We start from the raw sequence: 17,833 nt of genomic DNA, 5'->3' as shown, positions 1-17,833 counted from the left end.
GGGTGGGCGCCGGTCACCTGCCGTCGCCGAGTGCCATGCGGATCAGGTCGTCGGAGTCCATCGTGTCGATGTCGGCGGTCTCGTCCGCGGCGGCCGGCGCCGGGGTGTCCGGTGTGGCGGTGAGCCGCAGGAGGGCGTCGAGCAGGCCGGCTTCGCGCAGGGCGGCGACGGGGACGGATCGCAGGGCGGCCCGTACGGCGTCGTCGGGGACGTCGGGTGCGGGTGCCGGGTCGTCGGCGTCCGGGCCGAGGAGGTCGTGCAGGTGCTGGGCGAGGTCGGCGGGGGTGGGGTGGTCGAAGACGAGGGTGGCGGGGAGCGGGAGGCCGGTGGCGGTCGCCAGGCGGTTGCGCAGTTCGACCGTCATCAGGGAGTCGAAGCCGAGGTCCTTCAGCGGACGCCTGGCGTCGACGGCGTGCGCGGCGTGGTCGGCGACCGTGGCGACGTGGGTGGTGACCAGGGTGAGGAGCCGGCGTCGGCGTTCGGCGGCGGTGAGGCCGCGCAGGTCGTCCGTGGCGCGGGTGGCCGCGGGGGCGGTCGTGGTGCGGCGGGCGCTGTCGTGGACGAGGGTCCGCAGTACCGGGGGTGCCGTGGTCGGGTCGGTCACGGCGGACGGGTCGAGGCGGGCGGGGAGGAGCGTCGGGACGCCGGAGGCGAGGGCGGTGTCGAACAGGGTCAGCGCGGCGGGGGTCGGCAGGGGCCGCATGCCGCCGCGGGCGATGCGGTGGCGGTCGGCGTGGTCGAGGTGGCCGGTGATGCCGGTGGGCTCCTCCCACAGGCCCCAGGCGAGCGAGGTGGCGGGGAGGCCGAGGTGGGCGCGGTGGGCGGCGAGTCCGTCCAGGAACGCGTTGGCGGCCGAGTAGTTGGCCTGTCCGGCGCCGCCGAGGACCCCGGCGGCGCCGGAGTAGAGCACGAAGGCGGACAGGTCGAGGCCGGCGGTGAGCCGGTGCAGGTGCCAGGCGGCGTCCGCCTTGGGCCGCAGGACGGCCGCGAGGCGTTCGGGGGTCTGCTCGGCCAGGACCGCGTCGTCGATGAGTCCGGCCGTGTGCACGACGCCGGTGAGCGGGTGGTCGGCCGGTACGGAGGCGAGCAGCGCGGCCAGCGCGTCGGGGTCGGCGGTGTCGCAGGCGGCAACCGTCACGTGGGCGCCCGAGGCGGTGAGCGCGTGGCGCAGTTCGTCGGTGATGGTGCCCCGGCGTCCGGCGAGCAGCAGGTGGCGTACACCGTGCCGTTCGGCGATGTGTCGGGCGAGGAGGCCGCCGAGGATGCCGGTTCCGCCGGTGACGAGCACGGTGCCGTCCGGGTCGAGCGGGCGCACCGTACGCGGCGGTGGGGCGTCCGGGAGCCTGGTGAGGCGGGGCAGGCGGGGCAGGCCGCCACGTAGCGCGATCTGGGCCTCGTCGCCGGTCAGGAGGGTGGCCAGGAGGGTGTCGTCGGGCTCGTCGTCGGCGTCGACCAGGATGAACCGGCCGGGGTGTTCGGCCTGCGCGGCCCGGACCAGGCCCCACACCGCGGCGTGCGCCGGGGAGGGCGGCACCGGGTCGGACGGCAGGGTGACGCCGCCCCGGGTGAGCACGACGAGGCGCGCGGAGGCCAACTCCGGTGCGGCGAGCCAGCGTTGGAGCAGGTCGAGCATTGCGGCGGTGGTGTCGTGGGCGCCGCGTGCCGGGTCGTCGCCGCCGTCGGGGACCCTCGCCACGACGGCTCCGGGCGGGGCGGTGGTGAGGGCGTCCAGCCCTTCGGCGCCGAGGCGGGCCACCGTGGGCGCGGCGGCGTCGGCGGGCGGGGTGAAGAGGTTCCAGGTGAGGTGGTACAGCGATTCGTGCCGTGGTGTGGTCAGCGAACCGCGCAGTTGCTCGTGGGAGATGGGCATGGTGACGAAGGACCCGATCTCGGCGACGACCCGTCCGGAGTCGTCGGCGAGGGTCAGCTTGGCGCCCTCGTCGGGGGCGGCCGTCATCAGGACGCGTGCCACCCGGGTGCCGCGGCCGTCGATGCGTACCCGGCGCCAGGCGAAGGGGACGCGCGGGCGTTCGGTGGGCAGGCCGGCGTCCTCGATCAGGGGGAGCCCGTCAGGGGTGCCGTCCAGGCCGAGGACGTGCAGTGAGGAGTCGAGGAGCGCGGGGTGCAGGTCGTAGGCGCCCGCGTCGGTGTGTTCGGGGAAGCGCAGTTCGGCGAGGACGGTGTCGCCGGAGCGCCAGGCGGCGCGCAGTGACTGGAAGGCCGGGCCCCAGCGGAAGAACCCCTGTTCCTCGAACCGCCGGTAGAACGTGCTGGTGTCGATCGGTTCGGCGTCGCGGGGCGGCCAGGTGCGCAGCGCGTCGGGGGCGGGTGCGTCGAGCGGGGTGCCGGGGGTGACGACGGCTCGGGCCAGGCCGGTCCAGTCGGAGCGTTGGCCGTCGGCGCGGCAGCGCAGTGTGACGTGGCGGGTGCCGTCGTCGGCGGCTGCGGAGAGCCGGAGTTGGAGGTGGGCGACGCGGTCGGGGGGCAGGACGAGCGGGGTCTCGTGGCCGAGTTCGGCGATCTCGGCGCAGCCGTGCTGCCGGGCGGCCCAGGCGATGAGTTCGACCCAGGTGGCGCCGGCGATGACGGTGGTGCCGAAGACGTCGTGGTCGTCGGTCCACGGGTGGGAGCGCCGGGAGACGCGTCCGGTGTAGAGGAATCCGCCGTCGTCGAGTTCGACCAGTTCGCGCAGGAGCGGGTGGCCGGCGGTGGCGGTCGGTCCGCCGGTGTCGGCGGTGGACCGGCCGTCGGTCAGCCAGTACCTGCGGTGCTGGAACGGGTAGGTGGGCACGGTGGTGGGCGGGGCCGGCGGCAGGGCCGCGTCCCAGTCGACGGGGGTGCCGTGGTCGTGGGCGGTGGCCAGGGCGGCCATGGCGACGGCGGGTTCGGGGTGGCCGGCGCGCATCAGGGGTACGGCGGCGGCGCCGGCCATGGCGGCGAGTACGGCGTCCGGTCCGGCCTCCAGGAAGACGGTGGCGCCCAGTTCGCGCAGCCGGGTGAGGCCGTCGTGGAAGCGGACGGGTTCGCGCAGGTGGCGTACCCAGTACGCGGGGTCGGCCAGTTGTCCGGCGGTGGCTTCGCGGCCGGTCAGGTCGGAGACGATCGGGATGGCGGGTTCGTGGTAGGTGAGGTCGGCGGCCACCTGGTGGAAGTCGTCGAGCATCGGGTCCATGTGGTGCGAGTGGAAGGCGTGGCTGACGGTGAGGCGCCGGGTCCTGCGGCCCCGGTGGCGCCAGCGGGCGGCGAGCGCCTCGACGGCGTCGGTGTCGCCGGAGATCACGACGGCTTCGGGGCCGTTGACCGCCGCGATGCCGACGCGCCCGGTCAGGTCGGGGGTGATCTCCTCCTCGGTCACGGCCAGCGCGGCCATCGCGCCGTCGGCCGGCAGCGCCTGCATGAGCCGGGCCCGGGCGGTGATGAGCCGGGCGGCGTCGGGCAGGTCGAGTACGCCGGCGACGTGGGCGGCGGTCAGCTCGCCGACGGAGTGGCCGATGAGCAGGTCGGGGGTGACGCCCCAGCTCTCCAGCAGCCGGTACAGCGCGGTTTCCACCGCGAAGAGGGCGGGCTGGGTGAACTCGGTGCGGTCCAGCGGTTCTCCGCCGTCGGTGACGATCTGCCGGAGCCGGGGGTCGAGGTGGGCGCAGACCTCGTCGTAGGCGGCGGCGAAGGCGGGGTAGGCGGCGTACAACTCGGCGCCCATGGCGGCGCGTTGGGCGCCCTGGCCGGTGAACATCACGGCGGTGCGCCCGTTGCCGGGGCGGACCGGGGTGAGGGGTGCGGCGAGGCGGCGGGAGAGTTCGTCGCGGGTGGTGCCCACCACCGAGGCGCGGTGGTCGAAGCGGGCCCGGGTGGTGGCCAGGGCGCGGGCGACCTGGGCGGGGGTGGTGTCGGGGTGGTCGGCGAGGAAGGTACGCAGGCGGCGGGCCTGCTCGCGCAGGGCGGGCTCGGTGCGGGCGCTGAGCAGCAACGGTACGGGTGCGGTGGCGGGCCCGGCCGGGGGTTCGGTGGCGGGGGGCGGGGCCTGTTCGAGGACGAGGTGGGCGTTGGTGCCGCTGATGCCGAAGGAGGAGACGGCGGCGCGGCGGGGGTGGCCGGTGTCGGGCCAGGCGGTGGCGGTGGTGAGCAGGGTGATGTGTCCGGCGTTCCAGTCGACGTGCCGGGACGGGGTGGTGGCGTGCAGGGTGCGGGGCAGTTCGCCGTGGCGCATCGCCATGATCATTTTGATGGTTCCGGCGACGCCGGCGGCGGCCTGGGTGTGGCCGATGTTGGACTTCACGGTGCCGAGCAGCAGGGGGTGTTGGCGGTCCTGGCCGTAGGTGGCGAGGAGGGCGTGGGCCTCGATGGGGTCGCCGAGCCGGGTGCCGGTGCCGTGGGCCTCGACGGCGTCGACCTGGTCGGGACGGAGCCCGGCGGCGGCGAGCGCCTGCCGGATGACGCGTTCCTGCGCGGGGCCGTTGGGGGCGGTGAGCCCGTTGGAGGCACCGTCCTGGTTGACCGCGGAGCCGCGCAGCACGGCCAGCACCCGGTGACCGTTACGCCGGGCCTCGGAGAGCCGTTCGAGGACCAGCAGGCCGACGCCCTCGCTCCAGCCGGTGCCGTCGGCGTCGTCGGAGAACGCCTTGCAGCGCCCGTCGGGGGCGAGGCCGCGCTGGCGGCTGAACTCCAGGAAGACGCCCGGCGAGGACATCACGGTGACCCCACCGGCCAGCGCCAGGCCGCATTCGCCGCCGCGCAGCGCCTGGGCCGCCAGGTGGATGGCGACCAGCGACGAGGAGCAGGCGGTGTCGATGGTGACGGCGGGGCCGTGCAGCCCGAGGGCGAAGGCGATCCGGCCGGAGGCGACGCTGGCCGCGCCGCCGGTCGCCAGGTGTCCGCGTACCTCGTCGGGTCCGTGGCCGAGTCCGCCTCCGTACCCTTGGGCCGACAGGCCCGCGTAGACGCCGGTGTCGCTGCCACGCAGCCGGGTCGGGTCGATCCCGGCGTATTCGAACGCCTCCCAGGCGGTCTCCAGCAGCAGGCGCTGCTGCGGGTCCATCGCCAGCGCCTCGCGGGGGCTGATGCCGAAGAACTCGGGGTCGAACCCGGCGGCGTCGTGGAGGAACCCGCCCCGGTCGCTGTAGGTGGTGCCGGGGTGGTCGGGGTCGGGGTGGTGGAGCCGGTCGAGGTCCCAGCCGCGGTCGGCGGGGAAGCCGCCGATGGCGTCCACCCCGTCGCCGACCAGCCGCCACAGCTCCTCGGGTGAGCGCACCCCGCCGGGGAAGCGGCAGGCCATGCCGACCACCACGACCGGGTCGTCGGACGGGACGGCGGCCGGTACCGGTGCAGTGGCCGCGGGGTCCGGCGTGCCGGTGATCAACGCGTCGAGCCGGTCGGCCAGTTGGGCCGGGGTCGGGTAGTCGAAGACGAGGGTGCTGGGCAGGTCGGTGCCGAGCGACGCCGCGAGCCGGGTGCGCAGTTCGACGGCGGCCAGCGAGTCGAACCCCAACGCCTTGAACGGTTTGCGGGGGTCGGGGTCGGCCGTGCGGCCGGTGACGGCCGTGGTGTGGCCGGCCACCAGTGCCAGCAGGCGGGCCGCGCGGGTGGCGGGGTCGAGGGCGGCCAGTTCGGCGGCGGCGCCGTCGGTCCGGGCGGTGGTGTTCTGCCGCCGCGCGGCGGGGAGTTCGGCGAGGAGCGGGCGGTCGCGGGCCGAGGTGAACAGCGGCAGGAAGCGGGGCCAGTCCACGTCGGCGACCGTGACGGTGGTGTCGTCCTGGTCGAGGGCGGTTCGCAGGGCGGTGATCGCGGTCCCGGGGTCCATCGCGCGCAGCCCGGTGCGTTCGGTGCGGGCGCGCAGGCCGCTCGCCATGCCGGGTCCGGCCCACAGCCCCCAGGCGATCGAGGTGGCGGTGGCGCCCCGGGCGCGACGTTGTTCGGCGAGGGCGTCGAGGGCGGCGTTGGCGGCGGCGTACCCGCCCTGGCCGGCGCTGCCCCAGGTGGCGGCGATGGACGAGAAGAGGACGAAGGCGTCCAGCGGGTCGTCGGCGAGCAGGCGGTCGAGGTGGCCGGCGGCGACCGCCTTGCCGTTGATCTCGGCGAGCGCGGCGACCGTGGTGGCGGTGACCGGGGTGTCCTGCGGCAGGCCGGCGGCGTGCACCACGGCGCGGATCGGCCCGGTGGCGCGGACCTGTTCGAGGAGCCGGGCCAGCGCCTCGGGGTCGGTGACGTCGCAGGCGGCGACGGTGACCGGGCAGTCGAGTTCGGCCACGAGGGCGGCGGCGCCGGGGGCGTCGGGGCCGCGGCGGCCGACCAGCACGAGGTGTTCGGCTCCGTTGGCCGCGAGCCAGCGGGCGACGTGGCCGCCGAGTCCGCCGGTGCCGCCGGTGACCAGCACCGTGCCGCGGGGGCGCCAGGGGTCGCGGCCGGGCCGTTCGGTGGCGGGGGCGGGGACGAGGCGGCGGGCGTACAGGCCCGAGGGGCGCACCGCGAGCTGGTCCTCGCCGCCGGGTCCGCAAAGCGCCGTCGCCAGCCGGTCGCGCAGGTCGGCGGTGGGTGCCGCGTCCGCCACGTCGATCAGGCCGCCCCACAGGCGCGGGTGTTCCAGCGCGGCGGAACGGGCCAGGGCCCAGCACTGCGCCGCCGCCGGGTCGGTGATCCGGTCCTCCCCGCCGATGCCGACGGCGCCCGAGGTGACCGTCCACACCGGCGCGGTCAGCCCGGTGTCGGCCAGCGCCTGGACGAGCACCAGCGTGGCGGCCGGCCCCCAGGGCAGGTCCGGGTGCGCGGGGTGCGCCGCCCGGGACATCGGCAGCAGCGACAGCACGGCGGTGGGCGCGGCGGCGCGCAACTGGTCGGCCAGCGCCCGGCGTTGGAGGTCCGCTCCGACCGGCACCACCTCGACGTCGGCGTGGTCGGCCAGCAGCTCGGTGACCGTCTCCTGCCACGCCGTCCGCGCCTGGCCGGCCGGGACCACCACCGCCCAGGTGCCGGACGGGGGCGTGGCCGGGGGCGTGGCGAGCGGGCGCCAGACCACCCGGTAGCGCCATCCGTCGGCGCGCGGGTCGTGGCGGTGCCGGTCCCGCCAGGCGGAGAGCTTGGGCAGCACGGTGGCCAGCGCGCCGGTCTCGTGATCGTCGGCGCGCAGTACGGTGGCCAGTGCCGTCACGTCCCCGTCGTCGACCGCGGTCCAGAAGCGGGAGTCGTCGGCGGCGGGGCGTACGGGCCGGCTCGTCAGCCAGTAGCGTTCGCGCTGGAACGGGTAGACGGGCAGGGGCCGGGTCTCGGCGGGGGGTAGCACGGTGTCCCAGTCGACGGGTACGCCGTGGGTGTGCGCGGTGGCGAGCGCGGTGATCACGCTGTCGGGCTCCGGCCGGTCCGCGCGCAGCAGGGGTACGGCGGTGCCGGGTGCGGGCACGTGCGGGGTGAGCGCGGGGGTGGGCCCCAGTTCCAGGAAGACCTCGGTGCCCAGTGCGGCGAGGGTGGCCAGGCCGTCGTGGAAGCGGACCGGCCGGCGTGCGGAGTCCACCCAGTGCTCGGGGTCGCGCAACTCCTCGGCGGTGGCGAGGCGTCCGGTGAGGTCCGTCACGACCGGGACGGCCGGGTCGCGGTAGGTCAGGGAGGCGGCGACCGTCCGGAACTCGTCGAGGACGGGTTCCATGTGGTGCGAGTGGAAGGCGTGGCTCACGTCGAGCACGCGGGCGCGCCGGCCGCGTTCCCGCCACCGGGCGGCCAGCGCGGCCACCGCGTCCGGGTCGCCGGAGACCACCGCCGCGTCCGGGGCGTTGACCGCCGCGAGGGCGACGCCGTCCGGGAGCGCCGCGACGGCCTCGTCCTCCGTGGCCTCCAGCGCGGCCATGGCGCCGGGCGGCAGCTGGTCCATGAGCCGGGCCCGGGCCGTGATGAGCGTGGCGGCGTCGGCCAGGTCGAGGACGCCGGACGCGTGGGCGGCGCTGATGGCGCCGACGGAGTGGCCGAGCAGGTGTGCGGGGCGCACCCCCCAGTGCTCCAGCAGCCGGAACAGCGCCGTCTCCACCGCGAAGAGCGCCTGCTGCGTCCACCGGGTACGGACCAGCGCGGCGGTGTCGCCCCACATGACCTCGCGCACCCCGGGTTCCAGGAGGGCCAGCGCGGCGTCGAGCGCGTCGGCGAACACCGGCTGGGTGTCGGCGAGTTGGCGTCCCATGCCGACCCGCTGGGCGCCCTGGCCGCTGAAGAGGAAGGCGACGGTGCCGGTGCCGGGCTCGACGCCGGTCAGTGGTTCGGCGAGGCGTTGCCGCAGTTCCTCGGTGGTGGTGCCGACGACGTACGCGCGGTGGTCGAGGTGGGCGCGTCCGACCGCGAGTTCCCTGGCCACCGCGAGCGGTGCGAGGTCGCCTTCGCGGTCGAGGAGTTGGGTCAGTTGCCGGACGCGGGCGCGCAGGGCGGGCTCGCCGCGTGCGCTGATCAGCCACGGCACGGGTGCGGTGGCGGGGGTGGTGGCGGGGGCGGCGGGCGCGGGTGGCTGCTCCAGGACGAGGTGGGCGTTGGTGCCGCTGATGCCGAAGGAGGAGACGGCGGCGCGGCGGGGGTGGCCGGTGTCGGGCCAGGCGGTGGCGGTGGTGAGCAGGGTGATGTGTCCGGCGTCCCAGTCGACGTGCCGGGACGGGGTGGTGGCGTGCAGGGTGGCGGGGAGGGTGCCGTGGCGCATCGCCAGGATGGTCTTGATGACGCCGGCGACCCCGGCGGCGGCCTGGGTGTGGCCGATGTTGGACTTCACCGAGCCGAGCAGCAGGGGGTGTTGGCGGTCCTGGCCGTAGGTGGCGAGGAGGGCGTGGGCCTCGATGGGGTCGCCGAGCCGGGTGCCGGTGCCGTGGGCCTCGACGGCGTCGACCTGGTCGGGACGGAGCCCGGCGGCGGCGAGCGCCTGCCGGATGACGCGTTCCTGCGCGGGGCCGTTGGGGGCGGTGAGCCCGTTGGAGGCACCGTCCTGGTTGACCGCGGAGCCGCGCAGCACGGCGAGCACCCGGTGGCCGTTACGCCGGGCCTCGGAGAGCCGTTCCAGGACGACCAGGCCGGCGCCCTCGGAGAAGCCGGTGCCGTCGGCGTCGTCGGAGAACGCCTTGCAGCGCCCGTCCGGGGCGAGGCCGCGCTGCCGGGCGAACTCGGTCAGCATGAACGGGGTGGCCATCACGGTGGCGCCGCCCGCCAGCGCCAGGTCGCACTCGCCCGAGCGGAGCGCCTGAGCCGCCATGTGCATGGCCACCAGTGAGGAGGAGCACGCCGTGTCGACGGTGATGGCCGGGCCCTGAAGGCCCAGGACGTAGGAGACCCGTCCGGAGGCGAGGCTGCCGGTCTGCCCGGTCAGCAGGTAGCCCGCGGTCTCCTCGTCGCCGTCGTGGCGGTCGGCGCCGTAGTCCTGGGCGAACATGCCGGTGTACACGCCGGTGTCGCTGCCGCGCAGCCGGGTCGGGTCGATCCCGCCGTACTCCAGCGCCTCCCAGGCGGTCTCCAGCAGCAGGCGCTGCTGCGGGTCCATCGCCAGCGCCTCGCGGGGGCTGATGCCGAAGAACTCGGGGTCGAACCCGGCGGCGTCGGCGAGGAAGCCGCCCTGGGAGGTGTACGTGGTGCCGGTCCGTCCGGCCGGGTCGACCAGGGCGGCCAGGTCCCAGCCCCGGTCGCCGGGGAGCGGGCCGATGGCGTCGGTCCCGTCGGCGACGAGCCGCCACAGGTCCTCGGGCGAGGCGACGCCGCCGGGGAACCGGCAGGCCATGCCGACCACCACGACCGGGTCGTCACCGGTGTCGCGCGCCGCCACCTGTCCGGCGGGCGCGGGCCGGTCCCCGGCGGCGAGGGACAGCAGGTGGTCGGCGAGGGCGGTGACGGTGGGGTGGTCGAAGACGACGGCGGCCGACAGCGGCAGTCCGGTGCCGGCGGTGAGCCGGTTGCGCAGTTCGACGGAGGTGAGCGAGTCGAAGCCGAGGTCGCGGAAGGTCCGGTCGGCGCCGAGCGATTCCGGCGCGTGCCCGAGGACGGCGGCGGCGTGTGCGCGGACCTGCCGTCGGACGGCGGCGCGCCGCTCGTCCTCGGTGAGCCCGGTCAGTTCGCGGGCCCAGCCGGAGGCGCCCCGGGCGGTGCGGCGGCCGACGGTGGCCGGCAGCAGTTCGCGCAGGAGCGGGTCGGGCGAGCCCTGGGCGCGCAGCGCGGCCCGGTCGAGGTGGGCGGCGAGCATCCGGGGCGCGGGGCTGCGCAGCGCGGCGTCGAGTACGGACAGCGCCTCGTCGGTGGTCATCGGCCGCAGTCCGCCGCGCCGCAGCCGGTCGGTGTCGGTACGGGTCAGGGCGCCGGTCATGCCGCCGGGCCGGTCCCACAGCCCCCAGTCGAGCGCGGTCGCGGGCAGCCCGAGGGCGTGGCGGTGGTGGGCCAGTGCGTCCAGGAAGGCGTTGGCGGCGGCGTAGTTGGCCTGGCCGGCGGTGCCGAGGACGGCGGAGGCGGAGGAGAACAGGACGAAGGCGGCCAGGTCCTCCTCGCGGGTCAGCTCGTGCAGGTGCCAGGCGGCGTCCGCCTTGGGGCGCAGGACGGCGTGGAGCCGCGCCGGGGTCAGTCCGGCGAGGGTGGTGTCCTGGAGGACCCCGGCCGCGTGCACCACGGCGGTCAGCGGGTGCGCGGGATCGACCTCGGACAGGACGGCGGCCAGGGCGTCGCGGTCGGCCGCGTCGCAGGCGGTGACGGTGACGGTGGCCCCCGATCGGGCCAGTTCCTCCCGGAGTTGTTCGGCGCCGTCGGCGGCCGGTCCGCGGCGGCTGGTCAGCAGCAGGTGGCGGGCGCCGTGCGTGGTCACCAGGTGGCGTGCGACGTCGGCGCCGAGCGCCCCGGTGCCGCCGGTGATCAGCACGGTGCCGTCCGGGTCGAGCGGGGCGGGCAGGGTCAGCACGATCTTGCCGACGTGCCGGGCCTGTTGGAGGTGGCGCAGCGCGTCCGGGGCGTCGCGCAGGTCCCAGGTGGTCACCGGCGGTTCGGGGTAGGTGCCGTCGGCCAGCCGGGCGAGCACGGTGGTGAGCATCTCGTGCAGCCGCTCGGCCGGGGGCCCGGCCAGCAGGTCGTACGGCTGGTAGACGATGCCGGGCAGCGACGCCGGGTCGCGCGGGTCGGTCTTGCCGAGTTCCAGCAGATGGCCGCCGGGGCGCAGCAGGCGGACGGAGGCGTCGAGCAGGTCGCCGGTGAGCGAGTTGAGCACCACGTCGAAGCCGTCCGGGAACGTCTCGGCGAAGCCGGTGTCGCGGGAACCGGCGATGTGCGAGTCGGGGTAGCCGAGGGCGCGCAGGGTGTCCCACTTGGCGGGGTGGGCGGTGGCGTAGACGTCGGCGCCGAGGGCGCGGGCGATGTGGCCGGCCGCCACGCCGACGCCGCCGGCCGCCGCGTGGACGAGCACCTTCTGCCCGGGGCCCACCCCGGCCAGCTCGACCAGGCCGTGGTAGGCGGTGAGGTAGGCCACGGGTACGGCGGCGGCGCGGGCGTACGTCCAGCCGTCGGGGACGCGGGCGAGGTGCCGGTGGTCGGCGACGGCGCGGGGGCCGAAGGCGCCGGTCAGGAAGCCGGTGACGCGGTCGCCGGGGGCCAGGTCGGTGACGCCGGGGCCGGTGGCGAGCACCACGCCGGCGCCTTCGGTGCCCAGGTGGGCGGTGCCGGGGTAGAGGCCGAGGGTGAGGAGCACGTCGCGGAAGTTGAGGCCGGCCGCGCGGACGGAGACCAGTACCTGGTGTTCCCCGAGTTCCGGTTCCGGCGCCTCTGCAACGCCGATGCCGTCGACGGTGCCGGGCGAGGTGACCTCCAGCCGCCAGCCGCCGGTGGCCGGCCGGAGCCGCTGGGGGGCGACGGGCGTGAGCCGGGGCACCAGCAGCGCGCCGTCGCGGACGCACGCCTGCGGCTCGTCGGCCGGGGCCGCCGCGGGGTCGAGCGTGCCGTCGGTGTCCAGGAGCGTGAACCTTCCCGGGTGTTCGGTCTGCGCGCCGCGCAGCAGCCCCCACACGGCCGCCTGCACGGGGTCGGCGTCCTCCCCGGGACGGGCCGCCACGGCGGCGCGGGTGGTGACGACCACCCGTCCGGTGCCGTCGAGCAGGCCGCGCACCCGGTGCAGCACCCGTTCGACGGTCTCGTGCGCGGCGGTCGCCGGGTCGGCCCCGGCCGGGGTGTCCGGCGCGGCCACCACCGTCACGTCACCGTCGGCTCCGCCACCGCCGGTGGTCTCCCGCCAGGCGATCCGGAACAACGCGTCGGCCCCGGCGGGGACGTCCTCGACGGCGGCGGTGCGCAGCGTCAGCGCTTCCACGGTGACCACCGGCGCACCGTCCGCGTCGGTCGCCCACAGCCGTACCGGTCCGTCGCCGGAGCGCTCCAGGCAGACCCGCAGCGTGGTCGCGCCGGTGGCGTGCAGCCGCACCCCGCCGAAGGTGAACGGCAGCTCGACGCGACCGGAGCCGACCAGCAGCGGGTGCAACGCGGCGTCCAGCAGCGCCGGATGCAGATGGAACCCGCCGCCGGAGACGTCCTCGGGCAGCAGCACCTCGGCCCAGATCCGGTCGCCCCGCCGCCACATGGCGCGCAGCCCCTGGAAGGCGCCGTCGTAGGCGTAGCCGGTGGCGGCCAACCGGTCGTAGACGCCGTCGAGTTCGACCCGTTCGGCGTCGGCGGGCGGCGCCGGGTCCGGCCCGGGGGCGGGCGGGGTGGCCGAGTGTGCCAGGGTGCCGCTCGCGTGCCGGGTCCACGGTTCGTCGTCGCCGCGCCGGGCGTGGACGGTGAAGGGGCGCCGCCCGTCGGGGCCGGCCGAGTCGACGCCGATCTGGATCCGGGTGGGCGCGGTGTCGTCGGTGAGCGCCAGCGGCACCTCCAGCGCCAGTTCCTCGACCAGGTCACAGCCGACGCCGTCGCCGGCCTGGGCGGCCAGTTCGAGCAGGGCGGTGCCGGGCAGCAGCACCGTGCCGCGTACCGTGTGCCCGGCGAGCCACGGGTGGGTGGCCAGGGAGAGGGTCCCGGTGAGCACCGAGCGGTCGCCGTCGGCCAGCGCCATCCGGCCGTCGAGCAGCGGGTGGTCGACGGCGGCGGCGTGACCGGCGCCGGGGGCCAGCCAGTACCGTTCGCGCTGGAACGGGTAGGTGGGCAGCGAGGCGGGGTCGGCGCGCTCGCCGGGGAGGACGGCGTCCCAGTCGGGGGCGGCGCCGTGCGCCCACGCGTCGGCCAGCGCCGCCGTCATCCGGCCGGGGCCGCCGGCGTCCCGGTGGAGCGTGCCGAGGGCGGCGCCGGGCACCCCGGCCGCCGCCAGGTTCTCGGTCGTCGCCACGGTGAGCACCGGGTGCGGGCTCACCTCGACGAAGAGGCGGTGGCCGGCGTCGATCAGCGCGCGCTGGGCGTCGGCGAACCGCACCGGGGCGCACAGGTTGCGGAACCAGTACGCCGCGTCCATGGCCGTGGTGTCGAGCGGGGCGCCGGTCACCGTGGAGTACAGCGGCACCTCGGCCCGGCCGGGCCGGATCCCGTCGAGCCGGGGCAGCAGCCGGTCGCCGAGTACGGTCATGGCCGAGCTGTGCGAGGCGTAGTCGATGTCGACGCGGCGTGCCCGCAGGCCCTCGTCGCGGCAGTGCGCCAGCAGTTCGTCCAGCGTGGCGGCGTCGCCGGCGAGCACGGTGAGGGTCGGCGCGTTGAGGCCCGCGACCTCCAGCCGGTCGCCGAAGCGTTCCCGCAGGGCGGCCACCCGGGCGGCGTCGGCCTGCACGGAGACCAGGCCGCCGGTGCGGGCCACGTCCATCAGCACCGAGGCGCGCAGCGCCACCACCCGGGCTGCGTCGTCGAGCGGGAGCGCGCCGGCGACGCAGGCGGCGGCGACCTCGCCCTGGGAGTGGCCGATCACGGCGGCCGGTTCCACCCCGTAGGAGCGCCACACGGCCGCCAGCGCGACCATGACCGCGAAGAGCGCCGGCTGCACCACGTCGGAGCGGCGGAGCAGGGCCGCCGACTCCTCGGTGTCGGCCAGCACCTGGTCCATGGTCCAGTCGGTGTAGGGCGTGAGCGCCGCCTCGCACTCGGCCAGCCGCTCGCGGAAGACCGGTGAGGAGTCCCGCAACTCCCGTCCCATCCCGGCCCATTGACCGCCCTGGCCGGGGAAGACGAACACCGGGCCGCCGGTGAGCGCCGCGCCGGTCGTGGTCCCGGCGGCCGGCAGTCCGTCGGCGAGCGCGGCGAGCCCGGTCAGCAGTTCCTCGCGGGTCGCGGCGAGGACGGCGGCGCGCCGGCCGAAGGCGGTGCGCGACCGGGCCAGCGCGGCGCCGATCGCGGCGGGGCGCGCGCCCGGCCGGTCCTCGACCAGGCGGCGCAACGCGGCGGCCTGGTCGCGTACGGCGTCCGCGGTGAGTCCGGAGAGCACCACCGGAACGGTCACCGGCGCCCCGTCGGTGGCCGGTGGCGCGGCCGGCTCGTCGCCGCCCTCCAGGATCACGTGGGCGTTGGTGCCGCTGATGCCGAAGGCGGAGACGCCGGTGCGCCGGGGCCGGTCCAGCCGGGGCCAGGGGGTGGCGGTGGTGAGCAGCGACACCTCGCCGGAGGACCAGTCGACGTGCGGGGTGGGCTCGGTGACGTGCAGGGTGCGCGGCATGAGGCCGTGGCGCATGGCCAGCACCGCTTTGATCACCCCGGCGATGCCGGAGGCGGCCTGGGTGTGCCCGATGTTGGACTTCACCGTGCCGAGGCGGACGGGGTCTCCGGGGGCGCGGTCCCGGCCGTAGGTGGCGAGCAGCGCCTCGGCCTCGATCGGGTCGCCGAGCGTGGTGCCGGTGCCGTGCGCCTCGACGAGGTCGACGTCGGCCGGGCCGAGGCCGGCGGCGGTCAGCGCCTGGTGGATGACCTGCCGTTGGGAGCGTCCGTTGGGCGCGGTCAGGCCGTTGGACGCCCCGTCGTGGTTGACGGCGCTGCCGCGGACGACCGCGAGGACCTCGTGGCCGTTGCGGCGGGCGTCGGAGAGCCGTTCGAGCAGGACGAGGCCGGCGCCCTCGCTGAGCCCGAAGCCGTCGGTGGAGGCGGAGAAGGCACGGCAGCGTCCGTCGGCCGACAGCGCGCCCTGGCGTCCCATCTCGGCGATCATCCCGGGCGTGGACATCACGGTGGCGCCGCCGGTCAGCGCCATCTCGCACTCGCCGGCGCGCAGCGCCCGCACCGCGTGGTGGAAGGCGACCAGCGACGAGGAGCAGGCGGTGTCCACGGTGACGGTGGGCCCCTGCACCCCGAAGGTGTAGGCGAGCCGCCCCGAGGCGACGCTCGCGGAGTTGCCGGTGAGCACGTACCCCTGCACGTCCTCGCCGGCCTCGTGCATCCGCGGGCCGTAGTCCATGGCCATGGCGCCGATGTACACCCCGACCCGTCGGCCCCGCAGCGTGGCCGGGACGATCCCGGCGCGTTCGAACGTCTCCCAGGCGGTCTCCAGCAGCAGGCGCTGCTGCGGGTCCATGGCCAGCGCCTCGCGGGGGGAGATGCGGAAGAACGCCGGGTCGAAACCGGTGACGTCGAGGAACCCGGCCTCCCGCTGCGCCAGTTGGTCCCGGCAGGCCCGCAGGTCCCAGCCCCGGTCGGTGGGGAACGGGCCGACGGCGTCCCGTTCGCCGGCGATCAGCTCCCAGAACTCCTCGGGGGTGCGTACGCCGCCGGGGAAGCGGCAGGCCATCGAGACCACGGCGACCGGGTCGTCGTCGGCGGCGGTCCCCTCGGTGCGCGGCGCGGTGGCCGGCGCCTGCTCGGGGGCGCCGGTCAGCTCCTCGCGCAGCCGGGTGGCGACGGCGAGCGGCGTGGGGTGGTCGAAGAGCAGGGTCACCGGCAGCCGCAGGCCGGTGGCGGCGACGAGCCGGCGGCGCAGCTCGACCACGGTGACCGACTCGAAGCCCTGCTCCCAGAAGGTCACTTGCGGATCGGGTTCGCTGCCGAGGATCGCGGCGGCCTCGGCGCGCACCAGGGCCAGCAGTTCGGCGTCGAGCTGGTCCGGCCCCGGCGCGGTGCGGCGCGCGCCGCCGGTGGCCGCCCGGTCGAACGGGTAGGTGGGCAGCCGCACGGTGCGCGGTCGCCGCCCGGCGTACGCCGCCCGCCAGTCGACCGGCACGCCGTGCGCGTACAACTCGGCCAGCACGGCGGCGACCTGGCCGGCTCCGGCGGCGTCCCGGCGCAGCGTGCCGAGGACGGTGGCGTCCGCCCCGCGTTCGGCGACGACCTGTTCCATGGCGACGGTGAGCACCGGGTGCGGGCCGATCTCCAGCAGCAGCCGGTGGCCGGCGTCCAGCGCCTCGTGCACCGCGCGGTCGAAGCGGACGGGTTCGCGCAGATTGCGCCACCAGTACTCGGCGGTCAGCCGGTCGTCGTCGAGCCACACCCCGTCGAGCGTGGCGTAGTACGGCAGTTGGGGGCTCCGGGGGCGCAGCGGGGCGAGGTCGGCGAGCAGTCCGTCGCGCAGCGCGTCGGCCTGGACGGAGTGGCCGGCGAAGCCGACGGGGAGTTTGCGGGCGCGGACCCCGTCGCGCTGGAGCCGGGCGAGGAGGTGGTCGACGGCGCCGGTCCGCCCGGAGACGGTGACCAGGGCGGGGCCGTTGACCCCGGCCAGTTCGAGGTCGTCGCCGTACTCGGTGAGCAGGGCGGCGACCCGGTCGGCGGGCAGCGGGACCGACATCATGTCGCCGTGGCCGGCGAGGGTGGCCTGGGCCTGGCTCCACAGGGTGACGATGCGGGCGGTGTCCTCCAGCGACAGCGCGCCGGCGACGCACGCGGCGGCCACCTCGCCGAGGCAGTGGCCGACCACGGCCGCCGGGCGCACCCCGAGGTTCTGCCACATGGCGGCGAGGGCGACCATGACCGCGAACAGCACCGGCTGCACCACGTCGAGCGCCACCAGTTCCGGCGCCCCGGGCAGGCCGCGCAGCACGTCCTCGACCCGCCAGGTCAGATAGGGCTCCAGGGCGCGGGCGCAGGCACGGAACCGGTCGGCGAAGACCGGGTCGGTGTCGAGCAGTTCCACGCCCATGCCCGGCCACTGCGGGCCCTGGCCGGGGAAGACGAAGACCACGCCGGGAGGCGTGGCGGCGGTTCCGGTGGCGACGCCGGTGGCGTGCCCGCCGCGGGCGAGGGCGCGCAGGGCCGCGATGCGGTCGGCGCCGTGGACGGCGGCGCGGTACGGGTACGTCTCCCGGGTGGTCGCCAGCGACCAGCCCAGGTCGGTGGCGCGCGGCATGGTGGCGGATCCGTCGGCGAGGAGGTCGCGCAGGTCGGCGGCGCGGGCGGCGAGCGCTGCGGGGGTGGGCGCGGAGAGCACCCACGGGGGCGGCAGCGGATCGGTGCCGGGCTCCTGAGGCGGCTCGTCGGGCGCCGCGCCGATGGTCAACTCGCCGGTCACGTGGGGCGCGAGCACCACGCGGACCCGTTCGGCGGTGGCGGGGTCGGCGTCCGGTCCGGCCCCCAGGACGCAGTGCACCGGGTCGCCGTCGGCGAGCGCCCGGTCCAGCGGACGCAGCACCGCGACCCCCTCGGCCGAGCCGGCGAGCGTCAACTCCGGCTCACCGTCCGGGACTTCGGGGGTCAGGTCGAAGGCGCGGCGCACCTCGGCCTCGTCGGCCCCGGCCATCAGCAGCGCGACGCGGGTGCCGGGCAACCGGGACGGCAGCACACCGGCGTCCTCCAGCGCCTCCCAGACCCGCCGCAGCAGCCGGGGCGCGGTGGTGGTGCCGTCGCCGGCCCCCAGCGCCGCCAGGACGGCGGGGTCGGGCGCGGGCTCCGGCGTCGAGCCCCGGACCACCAGCCCGATCACCGCGAGCGGCCTTGCGGACAGCAGTTGCACAGCGTTCACCATGCGTTTCTCCGG

The 17,833-nt window shown here is 76.6% G+C and carries 1 protein-coding gene; it reads right to left on the bottom strand.

All coding sequences use genetic code 11. From position 1 onward, the window contains the following. Nucleotides 1-13: 13 nt before the first annotated feature. Nucleotides 14-17,821, bottom strand: a complete 17,808-nt coding sequence (locus SCATT_RS40510) for a type I polyketide synthase (RefSeq protein ID WP_014150752.1) — start codon at nt 17,819-17,821, stop codon at nt 14-16. Between the last annotated feature and the right edge of the window lie 12 nt (nt 17,822-17,833).

Source organism: Streptantibioticus cattleyicolor NRRL 8057 = DSM 46488, assembly GCF_000240165.1.
Taxonomy (GTDB): domain Bacteria; phylum Actinomycetota; class Actinomycetes; order Streptomycetales; family Streptomycetaceae; genus Streptantibioticus; species Streptantibioticus cattleyicolor.
This window is presented reverse-complemented; position numbering and strand designations above follow the sequence as displayed.

What these genes read in the sequence shown, in the direction of transcription:
- SCATT_RS40510 (WP_014150752.1), bottom strand. Translation starts at nt 17,821, where the DNA reads ATGGTGAACGCTGTGCAACTGCTGTCCGCAAGGCCGCTCGCGGTGATC.